Genomic DNA, 18,640 nt, shown 5'->3' on the forward strand with positions numbered 1-18,640 from the left:
TGTTCCGACTCTCCAACGCCATCCTTAACGTATCGATGACGAGGGGCGTCTGTTGATGATCGTATAGCTTATAGGCAACAATCTCATTGTTGAATAGGTCGATGATCGTGGAGAGGTACTTCGTCGTTCCCCCGTATTGGATGTAGGTGATGTCCGTCACCCACTTCTTATTCGGTCTACTGGCAGTGAAGTCTCGCTTGAGAAGGTCAGGGGCGATGACGATGCTCTCACCCTGAGACTTCCATTTTCGTTTGGGTTTGATCCGACACTGGAGATGGTGCTTCTTCATGATTCTCTGTACGGTGTTCCGGTTTGCTGCCAATTCATAGGTTTGCTCTAACAGGGCCTTTATCTTTCGATGTCCATATCGATAATTTGTAAGCTTACATACTGCGACGATTGTTTGCTCTAGCACCGAAGGGTGCTTCACCGGTTCTCTGGCCCAACGGTAATAGGTTGCCCGTGGCACGTCCAGGACACGTAGGATCGTCGTGATCGTATATTTCCTCTTCAGGAGCTCTACAGTCTTTAGGGCTACTTCTTTCTCAACTCTCTTTCGATCTCCATGAATTTTTTTAAGATTTCGTTCTCCGTCTTCAGGTGAGATAGTTGACGCTCTTTCTTGTCATCCTCGCTGGCGGAATCAGGACCGAGTCCGTAGGTGTATTGCTTCCCGATTGGCTGGTCGAATCGATAGATTTCATTGGACCGATACCATCTCATCCATGTGTGGATTTGGGATTCACTTTTGATTCCGTGTTTCTCCATGATTTCTCTATTCGTCAACTCACCGCTCAGTTTGTCTTTCACCACTGCCCATTTCACTTCACTTGAATATACGTTTTTGCCCACGCAAAAACACCTCCGATGCTAGCACTTTTTTAAAGTGTACCACTGCGAAGGTGTTTTTATATTGTCTCAAAAATTTAGGTTAGCCCAGTTGCCCGTTGCGGCGACACCATCTTTTTACATCAATTTGACCGTGACGAGACACAAGTCATCGTCAATCTCGATTTTAGGGACGAGTTGTTCGGCGACGTGACGCGCGTAGTCAAGCCCGTATGACGCGACGTCCTTCTCGAGCCAGCGGATGCCGTCGTCGATGTCTTTGCTGTAACATTCCATCAATCCATCTGTATACATATGCATCGTCATCCCCGGTTCGATGTCGATGACCTTCGACTCAAAATTCGGCTCCTCGAACATGCCGACCGGGACACCGGTCGTCTCGAGACGGGTCACACCCGAGTCCGACGTCACGATGACCGGCGGATGACCGGCGTTGACGTACTCGATTTGACGCTTCGTCGTGTCGATATAACAATAGACGGCCGTGAAATAGCTCTGCATGTCCTCTCCCGAGAACAAGAACGTCATCTGACGGTTCAACTCACTCATCACATCGACCGGGTATTGTACGTTGCTGACGAGACCGGGCAAAATCGACCGAATCCCCATCGTAATCAACGCCGACGAGACACCATGCCCCATCACGTCGAAGATGATGACCCCATAGCGATCCGGTGCGACCTGGAACCAGGCATACATATCCCCGGCCAGTTTTTTAGACGGCAAGTAGAGGGCCCGGACGTCAATCTCATCGTTGCTGATGGGCGGGGTCAACGCGCTCTGTTGAATCTTTTGTGCGAGATCGAGGTCATACTGGAGCCGCGCCTCATATTTTTTGCGTTCATCGACGGCCGCTTTGTAACGGAGTGCGGAGCGGATGCGCGCGAGCAGTTCCGTGATTTTAATCGGTTTCGTCGTATAGTCAGACGCTTCAGCGTCGAGACCTTCTGCGATTTGCTTTTCCTCGGTGCGACCCGAGACCATAATCACGGGAAGTTCCTCATAGCCGTTCATCTGTCGAATCCGTTTGCACGTCTCGATTCCAGAGATTCCTGGCATCTCGACATCAAGCAGGACAAGGTCGTATAGCGACGGGGCTTGCGGGTCCATCAGGAGCGCGAGCGCATCTTCACCACTCGAGACTGAAATCGTCTCATAATCATGTTGATGCAATAATTGTTCGAGAACCATCGTATTGACCGGTTCGTCGTCCACAATCAAAATCGCCATAGTCATCCCTACTTTCTCTGTCAGTGTTCTTCTGCATATTATTGTATCATATCTAATCGCTTCATTAGGTATTTCAATGCTGTGACAGTTCGAAGTGGTTCAAAGATGGAGAATCTCGTTCGTTTTTGGCATACTGGAAGTACGAAAGCGAGGAATGCCGCATGGGATGGATATTCGCTGTGAGCGGTTTGATTATTTTGCTCGTCTTAATCGCGTCAATCGTTGTCATTCAAAAAGGATATGCCTATAAAGACAACAAGGACGACATCGTGCTCGATTACGATGAAATCAATCGCCGCATCACTGAAGAAGAACAGCAGAAAAAATAGAGCCATCGGCGGATGGCTCTATTTTTTATTTAAATTCGAATCGAAGTGCCCCTTTTTCAAGGTAGAGCGCGGCATCGAACGTCTTGTCCCCTTTTTTGAACGTGTGCACGTTCGATTGCCCGCCGTTAATCATCTGTTTCAGTTCATCTTTGGCAATTCCGACGCCGAGTACTTGTTTCGACATCGTAAACTTGCAACCTTCGCGATAGCCGCTACAACCGATGAATTTCGCATGCTCGACGAGTCCCTTGCCACAGCTCGGGCAGACGCCGAACGATGCTTTCGGCCGCGCCGCCGACTTCTTCCCGAAACGTCGTGCTTCAATCGTATAGCCTTCCGGGTTCGCCGTCTCGACTCGCGCTTTCGCCTCTTCGACGAGATGAATCGACATCTTTTTCGCCTGGTCGATAAATTCGGCGGCCGAAGCCGATGCCTGCCCGATTTCGTTGAGACGTTTCTCCCATTTGGCCGTCATGGCCGGTGAAGCAAGGATACTGTCACCGAGCACGTCAATCAACAAGCGCCCTTTATCGGTCGGGACGAGCTCTTTCTTTTGTAGGTCGACATAGCCCCGCTTCTTCAATCCATCGATAATATTGGCTCGTGTCGCCTCGGTTCCAAGCCCCTCGACTTCTTTCATGATATGAATCAGTTCTTCATCATCGAGCTGCTTACCGGCCACCTTCATCGCCATGATGAGCGCGCCTTCTGTATACCGTTTCGGTGGCTCCGTTTGTTTCGATAATACTTCGACTTTCTTTTCCGTCAACGGCTCCCCGAGTGTGAGCGCCGGGAGTTCGACGTCTTTGGACTTCATCTCGACGACTTGACGATAGCCGGCACTGACGACGACCGTCCCTTTTGCCCGGTACAGGTCGTCGCCGTCCATGAGGTCGACCGTCGTTTTCTCAAGCTTGGCCGGAGGGGCGAACGCCGCAAGAAAGCGACGGTTAATCAAATCGTATAGTTTTGCCTCATCCCCGCTAAGTCGGGCCACATCGCCACACGCCTCGGTCGGGATGATCGCATAGTGATCACTGACCTTTTTCGCGTTGACGTAGCGGCTGTTCCGGGACGGGTTCTCGGTCAACACGTCTTTCAACTCGGCATAGGCCGCCGACTTCAATAGCCTTGCTTTCGTCTGTGGGAACAACGTCGCCTCGTCAGGTGTGACGAAACTTGAGTCAGTCCGCGGATAACTGATCCATCCTTTCGTATATAGCTTTTGAGCGATGTCGAGCGTCTTCTTCGCCCCGAAGCCGAACCGCTTGCCGGCTTCAGCCTGCAAACCCGATAAACTGAACCAGAACGGTGGGTGTTCCGTCTTCTCTTCCTTATCGATCGATTGAACGACCGCTGTTCCGGTCGCCCGGTTGACGACCGCGTCGGCTTGTTCGCGAGTCTTTAGTTTCGTCGTCTTACCGAGCGTGTATTTCGCTTTGAACGTGCCGCGTCCTTTTTGAAGCGTCGCCTCGACCTCAAAATACGGCTCTGGGACGAACTGTTTAATCTCACGTTCGCGATTGACAATCAAAGCGAGCGTCGGAGTCTGGACACGGCCTAGCGAAAACACGTCCTCGATGCCGATCGTCTTCAACAGCGTTGTATACGCTCTTGATGCGTTCATGCCGACGAGCCAGTCGGCACAGGCGCGACTCATTGCTTCGTGATAGTACGGGACCGTCTGGTCGCCTGGTAGCAGTGCGGCGAAACCACGGTCGACCGCCTGCTCGGTCAAACTCGAGATCCATAGGCGCGACAAAGGTTTTTGATTGCCGGCGAGCCGTAAAATGAGACGGACGATGGCTTCTCCTTCCCGCTCGGCATCGGATGCGATGATGACGTCGGTGATGGACCGGTCGTGCAGCCATTTCTTAATCGTCTGGAACGGTTTCGACTTGCCTTTCGAGATGCGATAGTCGAATCGGTCCGGCACGATTGGGAGCGACTCATATTTCCAAGACTTCCATTCCGGCTTATAATGGGACGGTTCTTGCAGCTCGCATAAGTGACCGACCGCCCAGACGACGATGGCGCCTTCTGGGAACCGGGCACATGAAGCGATCTCAATCTCGTCTTTTTTCTTTTTTGATGGATACGGCGCAGCCAGTTTTTGGGCCTGCGACGGTTTCTCCGCAATAATTAATCTCATAGGATCCCTACTTTCACAGTCATCCGAAATCTCGTCGGAACGACACTTTCGAGAAAGAATGTATTTTCTTATCTATTCTATAATATCATTAGAAGAGTATGTACAACATAAAGGGGGATGTCTCTTGTCTTATCTTATCTTATTCGCCGCCGTCTTCTTCTTATCGACGAGCGTCTTGTTCGTCAAATGGACGTCCGCACCGGCCGAGACGGCCGCGTTTTACCGTATGCTGATCACGTGCCTGATGTTGTTGCCCTTCGTCGATTTCAAATCGCTCCTCGGGACACGACTCATGACGCGATATGCCTTGCTCCTCAGCGGGACGTTGCTCGCGTTCCATTTTTGGCTCTGGTTTTTATCGCTCGATTATACAACCGTCGCCAGCTCGACGCTGTTCGTCACTTCGAGCCCGATTTTTGTCTTAATCGGGAACGCCTTGATTTTTAAAAAGAATCCGACCCGGAAAGGGTTAGCCTTCGCGCTCATCGCTGTCTTCGGAGGTATGCTTGTCGCGGCAGGCGACATTCAACTCGGACGTGAAGCGCTGTTCGGGGACTTGCTCGCTTTAATCGCCGCTCTGCTCATCGCCGGCTATTGGCTCGTCGGCCAACACGTCCGGACCGAGATGAACACGAATACATACTCGTTCAGCGTCTATCTCGTCGCAGCGGTCGTCCTCTGTTTCATGCTTCTCGTCCGGGGGACGACGTTCACCGCGTTCGAATCGGTCAACTGGTGGTATTTCCTCGCCCTCGCCTTCTTCCCGACGATTTTAGGACATAACTTGTTCAACTATGCGCTCGCCCGTGTCAGTGCGACCGTTGTCAGCATCACCATCCTTGGCGAGGCATTGTGGGGCATGCTGTTCGGGTTCGTCTTCTTCGACGAGCGTCTCGGCGTGATGCAATGGGTCGGTGCGGCCGTCCTGCTCGGCGGAATTTACTTGTTCCTAAAAGAAGACGCCCGCTCCACAAGAACGGACGTCGCTTCATAAATTGGTTGCTTTCGCTTCGATTTCGTCTTCTGACGGGCGGAATAAGAGCTTGCGATCCCAAACAGCCATCCCGACCGCTGTCAGGAAGGTCATCGCATCAGCGATTGGGAACGCGAGCCAGACACCGAACACGCCGAAGAAGTTCGGCAGGATGAAGACGAGTGGAATCGTATAGAGCGTCTGCCGCGACAGCGACAAGAACATCGCGACCCGAGCCTTCCCGAGCGATTGATAGATGCCGTTGACGAGCATTTGGACGCTCGGGAGGAACGAGACGGCGAACAACACATGAATCGCCGTCACGCCGCCGGCAATCAAGTTGGCGTCGGTTGTGAACATGCGCATCAGTTGTTCCGGAATCAACTGGAGCGTCAACCAGATGATGACGGCGATGGCAATTCCAGCCCGCATTGCCGTCCAAATCGTTTCCCTCATCCGGTCGAATTGTTTGGCGCCGAAATTGTAACCGACAATCGGCTGCATGCCTTGGACAATGCCCATAATCGGCATCCCGACGAGCGCCATGAATTTATTGATAATCGCAAAGATGGCAAGTTCCTCGGTCCCGCCGTACGTTCCGAGCATGACGTTGACCCCGACGAATAAAATCGACTGGGACACCATCATGATGAACGAAGATGAGCCGATCGCCATAATCTCCTTCAATTCGCCGAACCGTAATCGAAACTTCCGCCATTGGAAATCGAGCTCGGTGCGGCGATTTTTTGAGAAGAAGAAACGGAGCATGAGCACAGACCCGACGACTTGAGCGAGCGCCGTCGACCAAGCGGCCCCGTAAATGCCCCAGCCGAACGTGAAGATGAATAGCGGCGTCGTCACCAAGTTGACGACAACGGTCGTGAGCATCACTTTCATCTGATAAGGCGCCTGTCCTTCAGCCCGTACCATCGCGCTCGCCGCGAGTGTGAACATGAAGAACGGAGAGCTAATGAGCACGACCGATAAGTATTGTCGGCTCAGTTCCATGATGGCCGACGTCGCTCCGAACACTTTCAAGATGTCATCCAACATGAAAAAGGCGGAACTGACCGCAAAAGCGGCGAACACACCGACGAGGACGAGCACGTTCAAAAACGTGACGGCGGCACCGGCATCGTCGCCTTTGCCGAGTTTCCTTGAACTGATGGATGCCCCGCCCAAACCGACAGCGCTCGAGACGGCCATAAGAATCATTTGAATCGGAAAGGCGATCCCGATGGCAGCCACGGCAGTCGACCCGATGCCACGGGCGACGAAGATTGTATCAATGATGTTGTACAGTGCCGTCACCAGCATCCCGATCATTGCCGGTAGCGACAGTTTGAACAGCAGGCGTCCGATTGGATCGGTCCGGAGCTGCTCCGTATTCTGATTCATGCTTCCATCCCCTTTGTCGTCTATGTTAACAGGTTAGCAAGATTGGATGGAACGGTCGACTATGTTGTCTTGCCGGATGTGTCAGACCGGGCTCGGCACAGGTGTGTTCACGACGCCGGCTTTTCGCTTGCGCATGATGAAATCGGTCGCGACCGGTTGCTCGACCTTGACACGTACCGTCATCATCGCCTGGTTCGCCGTCTCGAGGCTTTCTCCCGACTCATCGTACAGCTCATCGATGCGCTGCGAGAAACGGACTAAGCCGGGACCGAAGAACTCGACTTCTTCCCCGCGCCGAAAATGGTTTCGTTGCTCGAGTGTCGCTATTTTTGTCGTCGGTTCATACGCGATGACGCGTGCCGCGAATGCATATTGCGGGATGGCGCGCGGCTTACCGAATAGTTGCTCGTTCTCGGTCGGGACGCCGTAATAGAATCCGGTCGCGAGTTCTCGTTGTGCCGCTTTCCAGATTTCTTCTTCCCACGCCGGATTAAACTCGAAGCCCTCGGGGTCATTACAGTACGCGTCGATGACTTGACGATAGACGTTACAAACGGTCGCCACATAGTGAATCGATTTCATCCGTCCCTCAATTTTCAAGCTGTCGACGCCAGCGTCGACCAAGTCCGGAATGTGACGTACCATCGCCAAGTCGACCGAGCTCATCGAGAACGGTTCCTCGTCGCGTGCTGCCATCTCGTCAGTCAACAGTTCGTCCGCCTCAAAGAATCCGTACTTCCAACGGCACGACTGGGCACAGCCACCCCGGTTCGCATCGCGGAGCGCCATATGGTTCGATAAGGTGCAACGTCCCGAGTACGAGATGCACATCGCCCCATGGACGAACGTCTCGATTTCGACATCGACTTGCCGTTTCATCTCTTTGATTTCTTCCATCGATACTTCGCGGGCGAGAACGATTCGCTCCAATCCTTCCTCTTGCCAAAAGCGGAGCGTCTCATAGTTCGTCGCTGACGCCTGCGTCGACAAATGGACCGGAAGTCCCGGCGCATCCGTGAGGCATACCTCAATCATGGCCGGGTCGGACACGATGACGGCATCAATGCCGATATCGCGAAGCTTGCAAAAGAACTCGCCCGCGCCATCGATATCGCCTTCATGGGTCACCATATTCGCGGCGACATACACTTTTGCCCCGCGCGCATGGGCGAACGCGACGCCTTCGGCCATCTCGTCATACCCAAAATTGCCGGCCCGAGAGCGGAGTCCGAACTGTTGTCCCCCGATAAAGACCGCATCGGCCCCATACAAAATCGCCATCTTCAATTTTTCTAAGTTGCCGGCCGGTGCTAATAATTCTGGACGTTTTTTCATCTCAATCCCTCACTTGATCTCTTCTGGATTTCGTAACAATAGTCCCGTCCCGAGCCGGAATTGTTCCGGCTGCAGTTCGGCGAGACGCCGTTCCATGACGAGACGGTCGAATCGACCGTTCAATAAATCTGAGCGGGCCTTATCGAACAAGCGGACGATATCAACGAATGCATCACCCGCGTGCCAACCCTCGAGCTTCCACGTGTGTAGGCCGCCTGTTATTAAAGTGGGCAGTTGTCCCATAAGCGTCAAATCCTCAGAGAACACATGCGTCCCGTTTTCGTCTTCATACACCGGATAGCGGCTGTCCGCATCCGATGGTTCGCTCACATAGTATTCGCGTGCTTCTGCCAACGTGTTCGATCGGCCAATCTCATTGAAGTAGTTCGTCAAGAGCGGACGTTTCGAATGATGGATACACGTCGGTCCGTACACTTGGACTTCGACCGGCAATCCGATTTGCTGTTGAATCAGCCCGAGCTCAGTCAACGTCACTTCACGGGCCGCGATTGCCCCGATTGCATCGCGTTTGCCCCAAAATTGAATGTGTCGGGCCGACGTGACGAGCGTTTGAGCATCATACCAATAGGGGATATTTGCATTACGGATTAAGCGGATGGCGCCCGGGTCACCGGCCGTCACACTGTCAACCCCGATTGTTTTTAAAGCCGATAAATAGTCAGGCAGCGTCTCAATCTGATGATTGTGCATCAAATTATTGACGGCGACGGTCACTTCTTTGCCATAACGGTGGGCAATCGCTGTGACTTCTCGCACAGCCTCCAACGACCAGTCTCCCTTATGGCGTAACCCGTATGTTGCTTCTCCGATATAGATGCGGTCAGAGCCCGCCATAATCAGCGCTTCTGCTTGCTCGACGCCCTGTGCTGTAGTCACTAGCTGTATCATCATCTGGTTTCTTCTCCTCACTTTGTGAGTCTAATCACATATTCTTGCTATACTCTAGCATACGTTTTGACGTCGCGGCCGAGCAGGAATTTAACAACTCGTGAAGAAATCAGTAACAATGTATGACTTTTTATATCGAAGGAGTGGACGATTTTGACAAAAACAGCCTTAATTACTGGAGCCTCGACAGGAATCGGACTCGATCTTGCCGTGTTAGCGGCCCGGGATGGATTTGATTGTATCCTCGTGTCTCGCAACGAGCCTCGGTTGCACGAATTAAAAAAAGTACTGGAGAAACGTTACCGTGTCAGCGTACACGTCTTCGCCCTCGATTTGTCTGAACACCAAGCCGTAAAACGATTGACGAGTGCAATCGCCGATGCCGGACTGACGGTCGACTTTTTAATCAACAATGCCGGTTTCGGAACGGCCGGCGAGTTTATCGAGCTCGATGCCGAGACCGAGGCCGAAGAAGTCCGTTTGAACGTCAACGCCTTGACCGAATTGACGAAAGCTTATTTGCCGGGCATGGTGGAACGGAATCATGGCTATGTGTTGAACGTCGCATCGGTCGCCGCCTTCCAACCTGGTCCGTATATGGCGGTCTACTACGCGACGAAGGCCTACGTGTTATCGCTCACCGAGGCGCTCCATGCCGAAGTGAAAGGAACAGGCGTGCACGTGAGTGTCCTCTGTCCAGGTCCAACCGATACCGGATTCTTCAATCGGGCCGGCAGCGAGATGATGGTGTCAAAAATGCCGTCTCATCTCGTCGCTTTCTTCGGCTATAAAGGCGTCATGACCAACAAACGCGTCATCGTGCCGGGTGTGTCGAACCAACTGCTTGTCGCCGCGGCCAAGCTCATGCCACGCGCAGTCAGCCTTGAGATTTTGCGCCGCTTCCAAAAACCATCAGATGCTGGATCGGAAGACGTCTCGACGATTTAACCCATGTATGCACGTTAAAAAAGGAGGAGGTCCCCCGGGGGACTTCCTCCTGCTTTATGTGATTTGATTATGACCGCGCCAACTGAATCATGCGCCGGATGAGTGTTATGCCCGGAATACACACCATCAGTGTCGTCGCCACGACGACCGACCAAGCCAAGGTGCTTTCGAGGGTGAGCGCCCGTTCCGTCAGCCCGCCGAGGACGCTTCCACCTTGGACGGACAAGACGATCATGAGTGCCGGCCAAACGCTGGCCCCGAGGATACTGAGCATCCCGTAGCGCGTCCGTAGCAGCCGACGTGACATCAAAAACAGATTGAGCCCCATAAACAACAGTCCGATGAAAAGAAACCAACCGATTTCAACCAGATTGACGTATCCGCTCATGCACGTGTCACCTCACTCGTGTGATACCTACTTGTTACCCGTCTTCCCGCACAAATATGCGAACGAACAAGTCATGCAACAAGATGAGGAAGACGGCGTTCCCGATGCCGTGGGCCACATCGAACGGTAGACTGAGCACGAGCAGTTTGACGAAGTCGGCCCCGATGACCTCCGCGAACGAAAGATTGGCCGTCCAGCCGAAGAGAAAACCGGCCCCCAGACCTACTAAAGCTAGGAGCCACCGCGAGTGACGAAGCAGTGGTTTAAGTAAAATGACGACGAGTACGACGAGAAGCCATCCTAAAAATTGAAACAAGACGAACGGACCGAGTCCGAGCAACAGTCCCGATAAAATCGGGACGAACAACGCCAGCATCGCGGCGCTCGTGAACCCGAAATACAAGGCCGTCAACATGAGCAACGCCGTCGACGGTTGCACGTTCGGGATGGCCACGAATAACCAGCGCCCGATGACGGCAAGCGCGAGAATCTGTGTCAGAACGGCAATCGGGATGTCCGTCCGCTCAAATCTTGACATGATTCCCGCCGCAATGATTAGGATGAGGACGTATGTGACCATAGCGCACTCCGTTTCCTATACTCGGCTAAATCGCCATCGAAAACAATCGTACCGTTCGACAGGCAAAGGATGCGGTCTGCCGCCTGAATCAGTTGCTCATCATGCGTCGCACACAAAACATGTGCTGTCATGGCTTTCTCGGTTAACGCTCGTTCAAACTGAGAGCGCTCTTGCTCGGTCAAGCCCACGCTTGGCTCATCCAACAAGAACAGCGAAGCTTCGGAATCGAAGACGGCCTGCAGTTGAGCGACGCGACGATTCGCCGCATGCGGGAACGGGCCGTACTCTTGCTCGGCCGGTAAATAAACCGGCCGCTCGGCCCATTTGACCTTCCCATACAAGGGACGCACGCTTTTGGCAATCAATTCGAGCAACGTCGATTTCCCGCTCCCGTTCGTTCCGATACAGATGGTCAGTCCTGCCTGCTTCGCCTCGTATGACACATGCTCGACCGCATAGGAAGCCTGCAACGGATGGCGATAGGACACGTCCGTCACGACAAGTTGGGGCTGATTCATGGTCGGATTGACGTGAAACGGGTCGGATGGGGTATGTTCGCGCGCCCTGTCCGTGTATGCAATCCGAACGCCGAGCCCGGTCAACCTGCTGAGCAACATCGTCAAATGCTCGACCCGAAACCGATCCAAATGTCGAAACGGCTCGATTAAGACGATCGCCTCGGATGAATCGGCCAGGGCGTGAGCGATTCGGACGAGTTGCCGTTCCCCACTTGAGCACTCGTCGAATCGCTTATGAAATAGATGATCGATTTGAAGAATGGCAGCCAGTTCGGCTCCTCGCAGGGCGTCACTCCCAGAAATGAGCGATGCGACTTTCCCAGCAAGCGGAGTGTCGAGGCGAACGACTCGCGCTTGTTCTTCCCTTACCCACTCCTCGAATTCATCATGTCCGTCTGCCAAGGATAACCAACGCATCGCGCACCCCTCCCTTCGTCAAATATGGATACAGAAGCCAAACGACCGGTGTGACCATACCCGCAATCGCCCCGAAACTAGCGAGGACGAGGCATTGGCCCCAGTCATGTCGTTCGAAGCGTCTCATCCGATTCGTCACATATACCGGCTCGAGGCGTTGGCTGTCGATGCCGACGACGACGGCCTCTTGCCAGTCACGTCGCGGATGACTGGCCAACGATAAACGGACCGCCCGTTCCATCGTCGGGACGAGCGCCCAACCGCCGTACAGCAACCTTGTCGAACGAGGCCATTTGTTCAAGAACGGCAATAAACGCTCGAGGCGCATGAATCGATTGACCCAAATCATACCGAACAAAAAAGTCGCGAGTGGAATCAATTGATTTGTGACACCACCGACCGAAATCCTCCAACCGAGAACGAACGGGGCAAGTGAAATCAATAAGAACGCGAGGATAACACCGAGCATCGCCAGTGGAAACCGTCGTTCCATCAGTAACAAACCGAACAGACCGAGGAGGAGCCAAATCGAGTCATTCAAGTATGTCAACACGTACAAATGGACGAGTAAGAAGAAAAGGAGCGTGACCGGATGTCTGCGCTCCCAATCTGCCTCATTCGAAGAAAGAAATCGCATCTTCTTCGAACCGCCATTGAATGATGTCGGTCGATTCGACTTCTTTGGCTCCGGCGCCTTCATCGCCCGGGCTACCATTGAAGGCGTAAACCCAGCCTGAGGATTGTCCGGCCGACTTCTCTTCAATCCCGTCAACGGCCGTGACATAAGTCATGTCTCCGTCGCCGACCGATTCAATGTCAAGCTCGGTCGCTTCAAGGGCATCGAGTACCGTCGCCCCTTCTTCTAAGCAGACACTCTTCTCATTGAACAGCGTCTCTTCGGTCGCCGCATTGTAAACAGAAATCGTCGGCTCGACATCACAAGCCGCTTCCTCGGTCGATGTCGTATCTCCTCCGCATGCGGTCAAAAGCGGGACAAGTAAACTCATCAGAAGCAATTTTTTCATAAATCAGTCAAATCCTCTCGTTGATGGATAGAGTAGTTGTATAGAATCGTGTATTTCTCACCCGTCGTCCGCCCTTGCTGGCTCAATCCCGACAATTGAATGCTGTTGGCGAGCACCGGCTCGCGTTGCAACCAGAACTTGACGAGGCGATTATCCCGATTGATCATGAGCATCGACTCATTCTCGAACGTGTACATGTCGTACAGCCCATCGAATGAGAACTGGAGGAACGGGGCATCGACTTGTGTCGTGAATTCAGACCAGGCCGGTTTCCGGATCGCGTCGAGCATATGTTCAAAGTCGACGAGTTTCTCGAAGAACGCACTTCCCGAGTCCTTATTCAATTCATCGACTTGACGATACGTCAGCTCGCCCGATTCGTCGTAGTTGATTCGAATCTGTTGATACGAATTTGCGCGTTCGACCATGAGCAAATATTCGAGCGAACGGAGTTCACCGTCCTCGCTGAAAATCATTTTGCTTCGGTCGAGTTTGATGGACTCACTGTTGATTCGGCGCAGAATGTTGTCCGTCATCTCGTCAAACGTCTCGTCTTGAATCGACACCGTTCCAATCTGTTGTGACTCGGCCCGGAATTCGGATTGATCAAAGAGTGGGACGAACAAGAGGACGATGAAGAAAAAGAATCCGACGAGCGCCCCGTACCATTTATAGCGGCTATTGCGTTTCGGGAAGAATAAGAACGACATCAGGAATCCGATTGGAATATGAAAGCCACCAATCGGGAATGAAACGATCCCGAGCAATGAGAAAAATAAAAATTTGATAAGAAAGTTTGGTTCCGGTTCTTTCAGTTGATTTAAGCGTAAACCTAGCAACGTACTGATGACGAAAAAGCCTAGCCATACGTATAGTTGTACTGTCACGTTAATCCCCCACTGTAAACTCGAAGAAGTCAGTCGCTACATGGCTGTCTGGAAACACGGTGCGCACTTCATCCACAAACGCCTCGTCTCGACCTTGATAGCGGGCCGAGATATGCGTGACAATCAAACGGCCAACTTGCGCCGTTTTTGCGAGCGTTGCCGCCTCAACTGTCGTCGAGTGGCCGTATTGACGGGCGAGTTTCGCCTCTGCTTGCATGAACGTCGCTTCATGAACGAGCACGTCGACGCCAGTGGCGAGGATGGCTGCGTTCGGACAAGGGACCGTATCGCCTAGAATCGCCACGACCGGTCCGGGAACCGCGTCAGTGACGTATTCTTTAGAGGCGTACGTTTTCCCTTCAAACTCGAACGTGTCAGACTGCTTGATCGTCCGATAAATCGGTCCGCTCGGGATGCCGAGCGCCTTCACTTTTTCGACGAGCAATGCGCCCGGTCGTTCCGGCGCTTCGATGCGGAATCCATAAGACGGAAAGCGATGTTCAAGCCGTCTGACCGTGACGATGTGCCCGTCCTGTTCGAACGTATCGCCGTCCTCGTACTCGACAATCGTCAAATCATAGCCGAGATAAGAACCGGTTACTTTCATCGTCAACTCGAGCCATTTCTTGATGCCTTTCGGTCCATACAAGGTGAGCGGGCTCGATCCGTCGAGCGCCGAGCGCGTCGACAGAAACCCGGGCAGACCGAAGACGTGATCCCCGTGAAGGTGTGTCACCCAGACGGCTGAGACTTTGCGCGGCTTGACTTTCGTATGCAACATTTGGTGCTGGGTCGCCTCGCCACAATCGATAAGCCACGTCTGTTTCGCAAGCGTAAGTGCCAACCCCGAGACGTTCCGTTGTTTCGACGGCATACCGGAGCCAGTTCCTAAAAATTGTAACTTCATAAATAATATTGTCCTTTCTTGTCGTCCATTCCATGCTATACTGTAGGCAATCGTTGAAAAAGGATGTGATCCGTGATGAAGAAAGTTGAACATTCCGACTCGATCTATCAACAGATCCGGGAACGGGCGACTTCAATGAATCGCAAACACCAACAAGAATTAGGCACCTCAATCCTCATTCACGACATAGCGATGGAACTTCACTGTTCAGACGAACTCGTTTTAGAATCGTTGGAGTTCGCCGCATAATAGCTCGAACACATAGGAAGAGCCGACATCACGTCGGCTCTTTTTCATTTCGTTTTAGGTGTCGCGACGAGCTCGACAATTTGAACGACATATTCAACCAACTTGTACAGTTCGACGAGTGGCATACGCTCGTTCGTCGTATGAATTTCTTCATATCCGACAGCAAGGTTGACGGTCGGAATCCCGCCGCCGGCAATCACGTTGGCGTCCGAACCGCCGCCCGAATGCAAGATTCGAATTGGACGGCCAATCGCTGTCGCGGCTGCTTTCGCCACTTCGACGACTTCGTCCCCTTCTTCGAACTTAAAGCCTGGGTACATGATGTCGATGTCGACTTCCGCACGTCCGCCATGTTCTTCAGCTGCGTCAAGATACGCTTGTTTCATCGCTTCGGCTTGTGCTTCCATTTTTTCATGAATCAATGAACGCGCCTCGGCGAGGACTTCGACGTAGTCGCAGACGATGTTCGTGGCACGGCCGCCTTCGAAGCGTCCGATGTTTGCCGTCGTCTCATCATCGATGCGACCTAACTTCATCTTCGCGATTGCTTTCGCCGCGATTTGAATCGCCGATACACCTTTTTCCGGGGCTACACCGGCATGAGCCGTCTTGCCATAGATTTTGGCGTTCACTTTCGCCTGAGTCGGTGCTGCGACGATAATGTCGCCGACCGGGCCATCCGAATCGAGCGCGAATCCAAACTTCGCATCAATTTTCGAAAGATCGAGCACTTTTGCCCCGACGAGCCCAGATTCTTCTCCGACTGTGATCACGAACTGGATTTGACCGTGTGGAATCGCTTGTTCCGTCAACACGCGAACGAGTTCGATCATCGCCGTCAATCCGGTTTTATCATCCGCCCCGAGGATGGTCGTCCCATCCGTCACGACGTAACCGTCTTGAATACTCGTCTTGATCCCTTTACCAGGTGTGACCGTATCCATATGCGCCGTGAAATAGATCGGGTCGACGCCTTGTTTCGTCGCCGGTAGCGTAATAATCAAGTTGTTACCTGAATGAGCCGTTTTCGTCGACGCATCGTCTTCATAGACGTCGCATCCGAGCTCTGTGAAGACCGCCTTTAAATGCTCACAGATGACTGCTTCTTCTTTCGTCTCTGAGTCGATCCCGACCAGTTGTAAAAATGTGTCAAGCACTCGTTTCTCGTTTACCATGAAAACATCCCTCCATCCAAACATTTCTAGGTTATTATAACAAACTCGTGCCGTTTGCACGAACCTTTTCCATTCTGTACAATGAGGACAAACACATTTGGAGGAACGTCATGAGTAAGAAACAGAAAAAGCGTCAACGCATCATTCAAATCGGTGTCGTCGTCATCGTATCCATCTTTTTATTGAGCACGTTTTTGTCCGGGGTGGCCATGTTCCTGTAACAGCAGGATATACCGCTCTTTTAAAATCAAGTAGCTCTTCACGTCCGACAAAATATTTAATAACGATGAACGTACCTCAAATTCCTCACGCGACGTGGGGAGGGGTACGTTTTTTCGATAATGCTCAATCGTCTCTTCGAGCTCCCGTAGGAACGTCGAAGCGTCGGCCCGTTGGTTGACGTTGTCGCCGACGCGCCGAAGGAACGTCGCGACCGGTTTGGCCTCATTGACGACCATCGTGATCTCCCGTGAGTTCTCGGCGATGCGCTTCAAGATGTCATATTGCCGCTCCCGCATTCGGAAGTACAGGTAATCCATGTCCTCGTTCCGCTTCCCAATCGAGTTCCCCATGCGACGGAGCGCGAGGTCTTTCCCTTGTTTCAAATAATCCCGCGTCTTCAAGAGCATCATCGAATGGTCGTTATAGACGCCCGTCTCGACACAGGCGGCCACATCATAAAAGTGAACGGCGAGGGCCCGGTCGATATTGTCTTTGATGCGCTCGATCTCTTTATCAAGTGTCGGCATATACATGTTGACGACGAGTCCGACCCCGACGCCGATGGCGATCAATAACAGCTCGTTCACGAACAAATCGAGCGAGAACTGCCCTTCCGTATATAGATGGGTCAAGATGACGACACTCGTGATCATGCCGTCCTGCAGTTTGAGCTGTTGAACGAGCGGGATGAACATGACAAAATAAAGTGTGAGCGTCGCCGGTGAATAACCGAGCAAGGTGAACATCAATGCCCCCATGCCGATTGCAATCAGGCTGGCCATGACCCGCTCATAGGAAGCCCGAAACGACTTTTTCCGTGTCTCCTGAATACTGAGGATGGCGATGATGGCTGCGAAGACGTAGTAATCGAGATGAATCGTCTCGGAGATGAGCATGGCGATCCCGGCTGCCGCCGCAGTCTTGAGCGTGCGTGATCCGATTTTCATAAATATCTCCTCCTCTCTCACAAAATTGTTCACTAGTTTGTTCCGTTTGGCAATCCATATGTTTGGAAGTGATCGTATTGAAAAGAAAAAAACGTGGCGTGATTCCCACGCTGCTCACGCTCGCCCTCGCCGTTTTAGGTTTCCTTTGGCTCCAAGACCGTCCGAGCGGCTCGTATACCGTTCAGACCTATGACAGCGGGGACGTCTCGACCCGATCATTTGAGTCACTCGACGAGGCGCGGGCCTATATGGAACGTGGGGGCAACCGGGCCCTGCTCGATGCGTCAGGCGACGTCATCGACTTCATAGGTACCGGTATCGCCGTCACCCCGACCGACCGAATCACGAACTTGTATCAAGACGCCGAGTTTAAGAAACGGCAGTCGTATGTCGCCGGCGGGACCCGCCTCCGTCTCGTGCAGACGGCCGACAAGCATTTGTTGGTGAACATTTCCGGCGCCGACGTCTACGTGAAGCCGGCCGACATGACGCTTTATCCGGACGCCGTCGTCGAGCGTCGCGGCTTCTATCAGATGCGGGACGGACAAGTGTTCCATACCGTCGAGGCGAACGGCAACTTGGCCGGGACGTTCCTCGTCGGACCGGCGCCGCAACAGTCGTCCGACCGCTATTACACGGAGGACGTGCGCGACGTGTTCGATTCGCCATACCAGTTCGCCTCGATCGCGTCGAAGGCACCGTATTCGGCTCGCGAGCTCGACGCCTTCCTCGGCTCACTCGACGACAGCCCGCTCACCGGTAAAGGCGACGCCTTCAAAGATGCCGAGGCAGAGTTCGGCATCAACGCCTTGTTCCTCATGGCCGTCGCCGGACACGAGTCCGGGTTCGGTACGTCAGCCATCGCCCGGGAAAAGAATAACTTGTTCGGCTTCCAAGCGACTGACAACGACCCGAGCGGAAATGCAGCCTCCTACCCGTCTGTCGAGGCGAGCATCGATGCGGCGGCTCGTTTATTCGCCGAAAAGTACGTGACGGGCGCCTATGACCGAGGACCGTTCCCTGGCAATAAACAAGAAGGCGTCAACGTCAATTACGCCTCGGACCCGTATTGGGGCGAGAAAGTCGCCGGGACGATGTATCGCATCGACCGTGAACTCGGATTGACCTATTTAGAGCAGTTGAAGTGATGGCCCAACGGCCGTCACTTTTTTTGCAGGAATCCCCTCTTCGCTGAGCGAATA

The 18,640-nt window shown here is 53.0% G+C and carries 21 protein-coding genes; 5 read left to right on the forward strand and 16 right to left on the reverse strand.

The genetic code is table 11. The features are described from left to right. From KNP85_RS08425 to KNP85_RS08435, 3 genes are all read right to left on the reverse strand, one after another. On the reverse strand, positions 1-607 hold a 607-nt coding region (locus KNP85_RS08425), incomplete at its 3' end, for an IS3 family transposase (protein WP_214802833.1). Beyond that, complete coding sequence (locus tag KNP85_RS08430; RefSeq protein ID WP_029596097.1) at positions 535-852, reverse strand: helix-turn-helix domain-containing protein; 318 nt, start codon at positions 850-852, stop codon at positions 535-537. The genes KNP85_RS08425 and KNP85_RS08430, both read right to left, overlap by 73 nt. A gap of 114 nt (positions 853-966) precedes the next feature. Next, a complete protein-coding gene (locus KNP85_RS08435; RefSeq protein ID WP_214802643.1) occupies positions 967-2,079 on the reverse strand; it encodes a PP2C family protein-serine/threonine phosphatase in 1,113 nt (370 codons plus the stop codon). 161 nt (positions 2,080-2,240) lie between these two features. Between KNP85_RS08435 and ytzI the strand changes: the two genes are divergently transcribed. Then, on the forward strand, positions 2,241-2,408 hold the full coding sequence (gene ytzI, locus KNP85_RS08440) for a YtzI protein (protein WP_021067657.1): 168 nt from the start codon (positions 2,241-2,243) through the stop codon (positions 2,406-2,408). Between the two features lie 25 nt (positions 2,409-2,433). Here the strand turns inward: ytzI and KNP85_RS08445 are convergent, their stop codons facing one another. Then, positions 2,434-4,560 (reverse strand): DNA topoisomerase III, encoded by a 2,127-nt coding sequence (locus KNP85_RS08445; protein ID WP_214802646.1) that lies wholly within the window; start codon positions 4,558-4,560, stop codon positions 2,434-2,436. A gap of 124 nt (positions 4,561-4,684) precedes the next feature. Here KNP85_RS08445 and KNP85_RS08450 point away from each other — a divergent pair, with 124 nt between their 5' ends. Further along, positions 4,685-5,554 carry a DMT family transporter gene (locus KNP85_RS08450; RefSeq protein WP_029595301.1) on the forward strand — a complete coding sequence of 290 codons (870 nt, stop codon included), beginning with the start codon at positions 4,685-4,687 and terminating at the stop codon, positions 5,552-5,554. Here KNP85_RS08450 and KNP85_RS08455 read toward each other — a convergent pair. From KNP85_RS08455 to KNP85_RS08465, 3 genes are all read right to left on the reverse strand, one after another. After that, on the reverse strand, positions 5,549-6,931 hold the full coding sequence (locus tag KNP85_RS08455) for an MATE family efflux transporter (RefSeq protein ID WP_021067660.1): 1,383 nt from the start codon (positions 6,929-6,931) through the stop codon (positions 5,549-5,551). The two genes, KNP85_RS08450 and KNP85_RS08455, sit on opposite strands and share 6 nt — an antisense overlap. 81 nt (positions 6,932-7,012) lie before the next feature. Continuing rightward, positions 7,013-8,266 (reverse strand): peptidase U32 family protein, encoded by a 1,254-nt coding sequence (locus KNP85_RS08460; RefSeq protein WP_214802649.1) that lies wholly within the window; start codon positions 8,264-8,266, stop codon positions 7,013-7,015. 9 nt (positions 8,267-8,275) lie between these two features. Continuing rightward, entirely contained in the window at positions 8,276-9,178 is a 903-nt protein-coding gene (locus tag KNP85_RS08465; RefSeq protein WP_021067662.1) for a peptidase U32 family protein, read from the reverse strand. A 150-nt stretch (positions 9,179-9,328) separates the two neighbouring features. Between KNP85_RS08465 and KNP85_RS08470 the strand changes: the two genes are divergently transcribed. Then, positions 9,329-10,123 (forward strand): SDR family NAD(P)-dependent oxidoreductase, encoded by a 795-nt coding sequence (locus KNP85_RS08470; RefSeq protein WP_021067663.1) that lies wholly within the window; start codon positions 9,329-9,331, stop codon positions 10,121-10,123. Between the two features lie 67 nt (positions 10,124-10,190). Here KNP85_RS08470 and KNP85_RS08475 read toward each other — a convergent pair whose 3' ends face one another. From KNP85_RS08475 to rnz, 7 genes are read right to left on the reverse strand one after another with little or no spacing between them, the layout of a single operon-like run. Next, the gene (locus KNP85_RS08475) at positions 10,191-10,511 is read right to left on the reverse strand and encodes a hypothetical protein (RefSeq protein WP_214714680.1); all 321 of its coding nucleotides are present in this window, start codon (positions 10,509-10,511) and stop codon (positions 10,191-10,193) included. Positions 10,512-10,545: 34 nt separating this feature from the next. Continuing rightward, a complete protein-coding gene (locus tag KNP85_RS08480; protein WP_214802652.1) occupies positions 10,546-11,091 on the reverse strand; it encodes a hypothetical protein in 546 nt (181 codons plus the stop codon). Next, the gene (locus KNP85_RS08485) at positions 11,067-12,026 is read right to left on the reverse strand and encodes an ATP-binding cassette domain-containing protein (protein ID WP_214714676.1); all 960 of its coding nucleotides are present in this window, start codon (positions 12,024-12,026) and stop codon (positions 11,067-11,069) included. The genes KNP85_RS08480 and KNP85_RS08485 overlap by 25 nt, the downstream gene beginning before the upstream one ends. Then, positions 11,995-12,663, reverse strand: a complete 669-nt coding sequence (locus KNP85_RS08490; protein WP_214802655.1) for a hypothetical protein — start codon at positions 12,661-12,663, stop codon at positions 11,995-11,997. Before KNP85_RS08490 ends, KNP85_RS08485 begins: the two co-directional genes overlap by 32 nt. Then, positions 12,641-13,051 (reverse strand): DUF4430 domain-containing protein, encoded by a 411-nt coding sequence (locus KNP85_RS08495; protein ID WP_021067668.1) that lies wholly within the window; start codon positions 13,049-13,051, stop codon positions 12,641-12,643. Before KNP85_RS08495 ends, KNP85_RS08490 begins: the two co-directional genes overlap by 23 nt. Beyond that, positions 13,048-13,938, reverse strand: coding sequence for a hypothetical protein (locus tag KNP85_RS08500; RefSeq protein WP_029595291.1), 891 nt, complete (start codon positions 13,936-13,938; stop codon positions 13,048-13,050). Before KNP85_RS08500 ends, KNP85_RS08495 begins: the two co-directional genes overlap by 4 nt. Before the next feature lies 1 nt (position 13,939). Then, on the reverse strand, positions 13,940-14,845 hold the full coding sequence (rnz, locus tag KNP85_RS08505; protein WP_131471245.1) for a ribonuclease Z: 906 nt from the start codon (positions 14,843-14,845) through the stop codon (positions 13,940-13,942). 75 nt (positions 14,846-14,920) lie between these two features. Here rnz and KNP85_RS08510 point away from each other — a divergent pair, with 75 nt between their 5' ends. Further along, entirely contained in the window at positions 14,921-15,094 is a 174-nt protein-coding gene (locus KNP85_RS08510; protein ID WP_021067671.1) for a hypothetical protein, read from the forward strand. Between the two features lie 44 nt (positions 15,095-15,138). Here KNP85_RS08510 and KNP85_RS08515 read toward each other — a convergent pair whose 3' ends face one another. Beyond that, the gene (locus KNP85_RS08515; RefSeq protein WP_029595289.1) at positions 15,139-16,269 is read right to left on the reverse strand and encodes a M20/M25/M40 family metallo-hydrolase; all 1,131 of its coding nucleotides are present in this window, start codon (positions 16,267-16,269) and stop codon (positions 15,139-15,141) included. 179 nt (positions 16,270-16,448) lie between these two features. After that, positions 16,449-17,438: an aromatic acid exporter family protein gene (locus KNP85_RS08520; RefSeq protein ID WP_021067673.1), complete on the reverse strand. Its 990-nt coding sequence runs from the start codon at positions 17,436-17,438 to the stop codon at positions 16,449-16,451. A gap of 68 nt (positions 17,439-17,506) precedes the next feature. Here KNP85_RS08520 and KNP85_RS08525 point away from each other — a divergent pair, with 68 nt between their 5' ends. After that, positions 17,507-18,586, forward strand: a complete 1,080-nt coding sequence (locus tag KNP85_RS08525; protein ID WP_353048046.1) for an N-acetylglucosaminidase — start codon at positions 17,507-17,509, stop codon at positions 18,584-18,586. The last annotated feature ends 54 nt before the right edge of the window (positions 18,587-18,640 follow it).

The sequence above is a fragment of the Exiguobacterium sp. s194 genome (genome assembly GCF_018618275.1).
GTDB classification, from domain to species: Bacteria; Bacillota; Bacilli; order Exiguobacteriales; family Exiguobacteriaceae; genus Exiguobacterium; species Exiguobacterium chiriqhucha.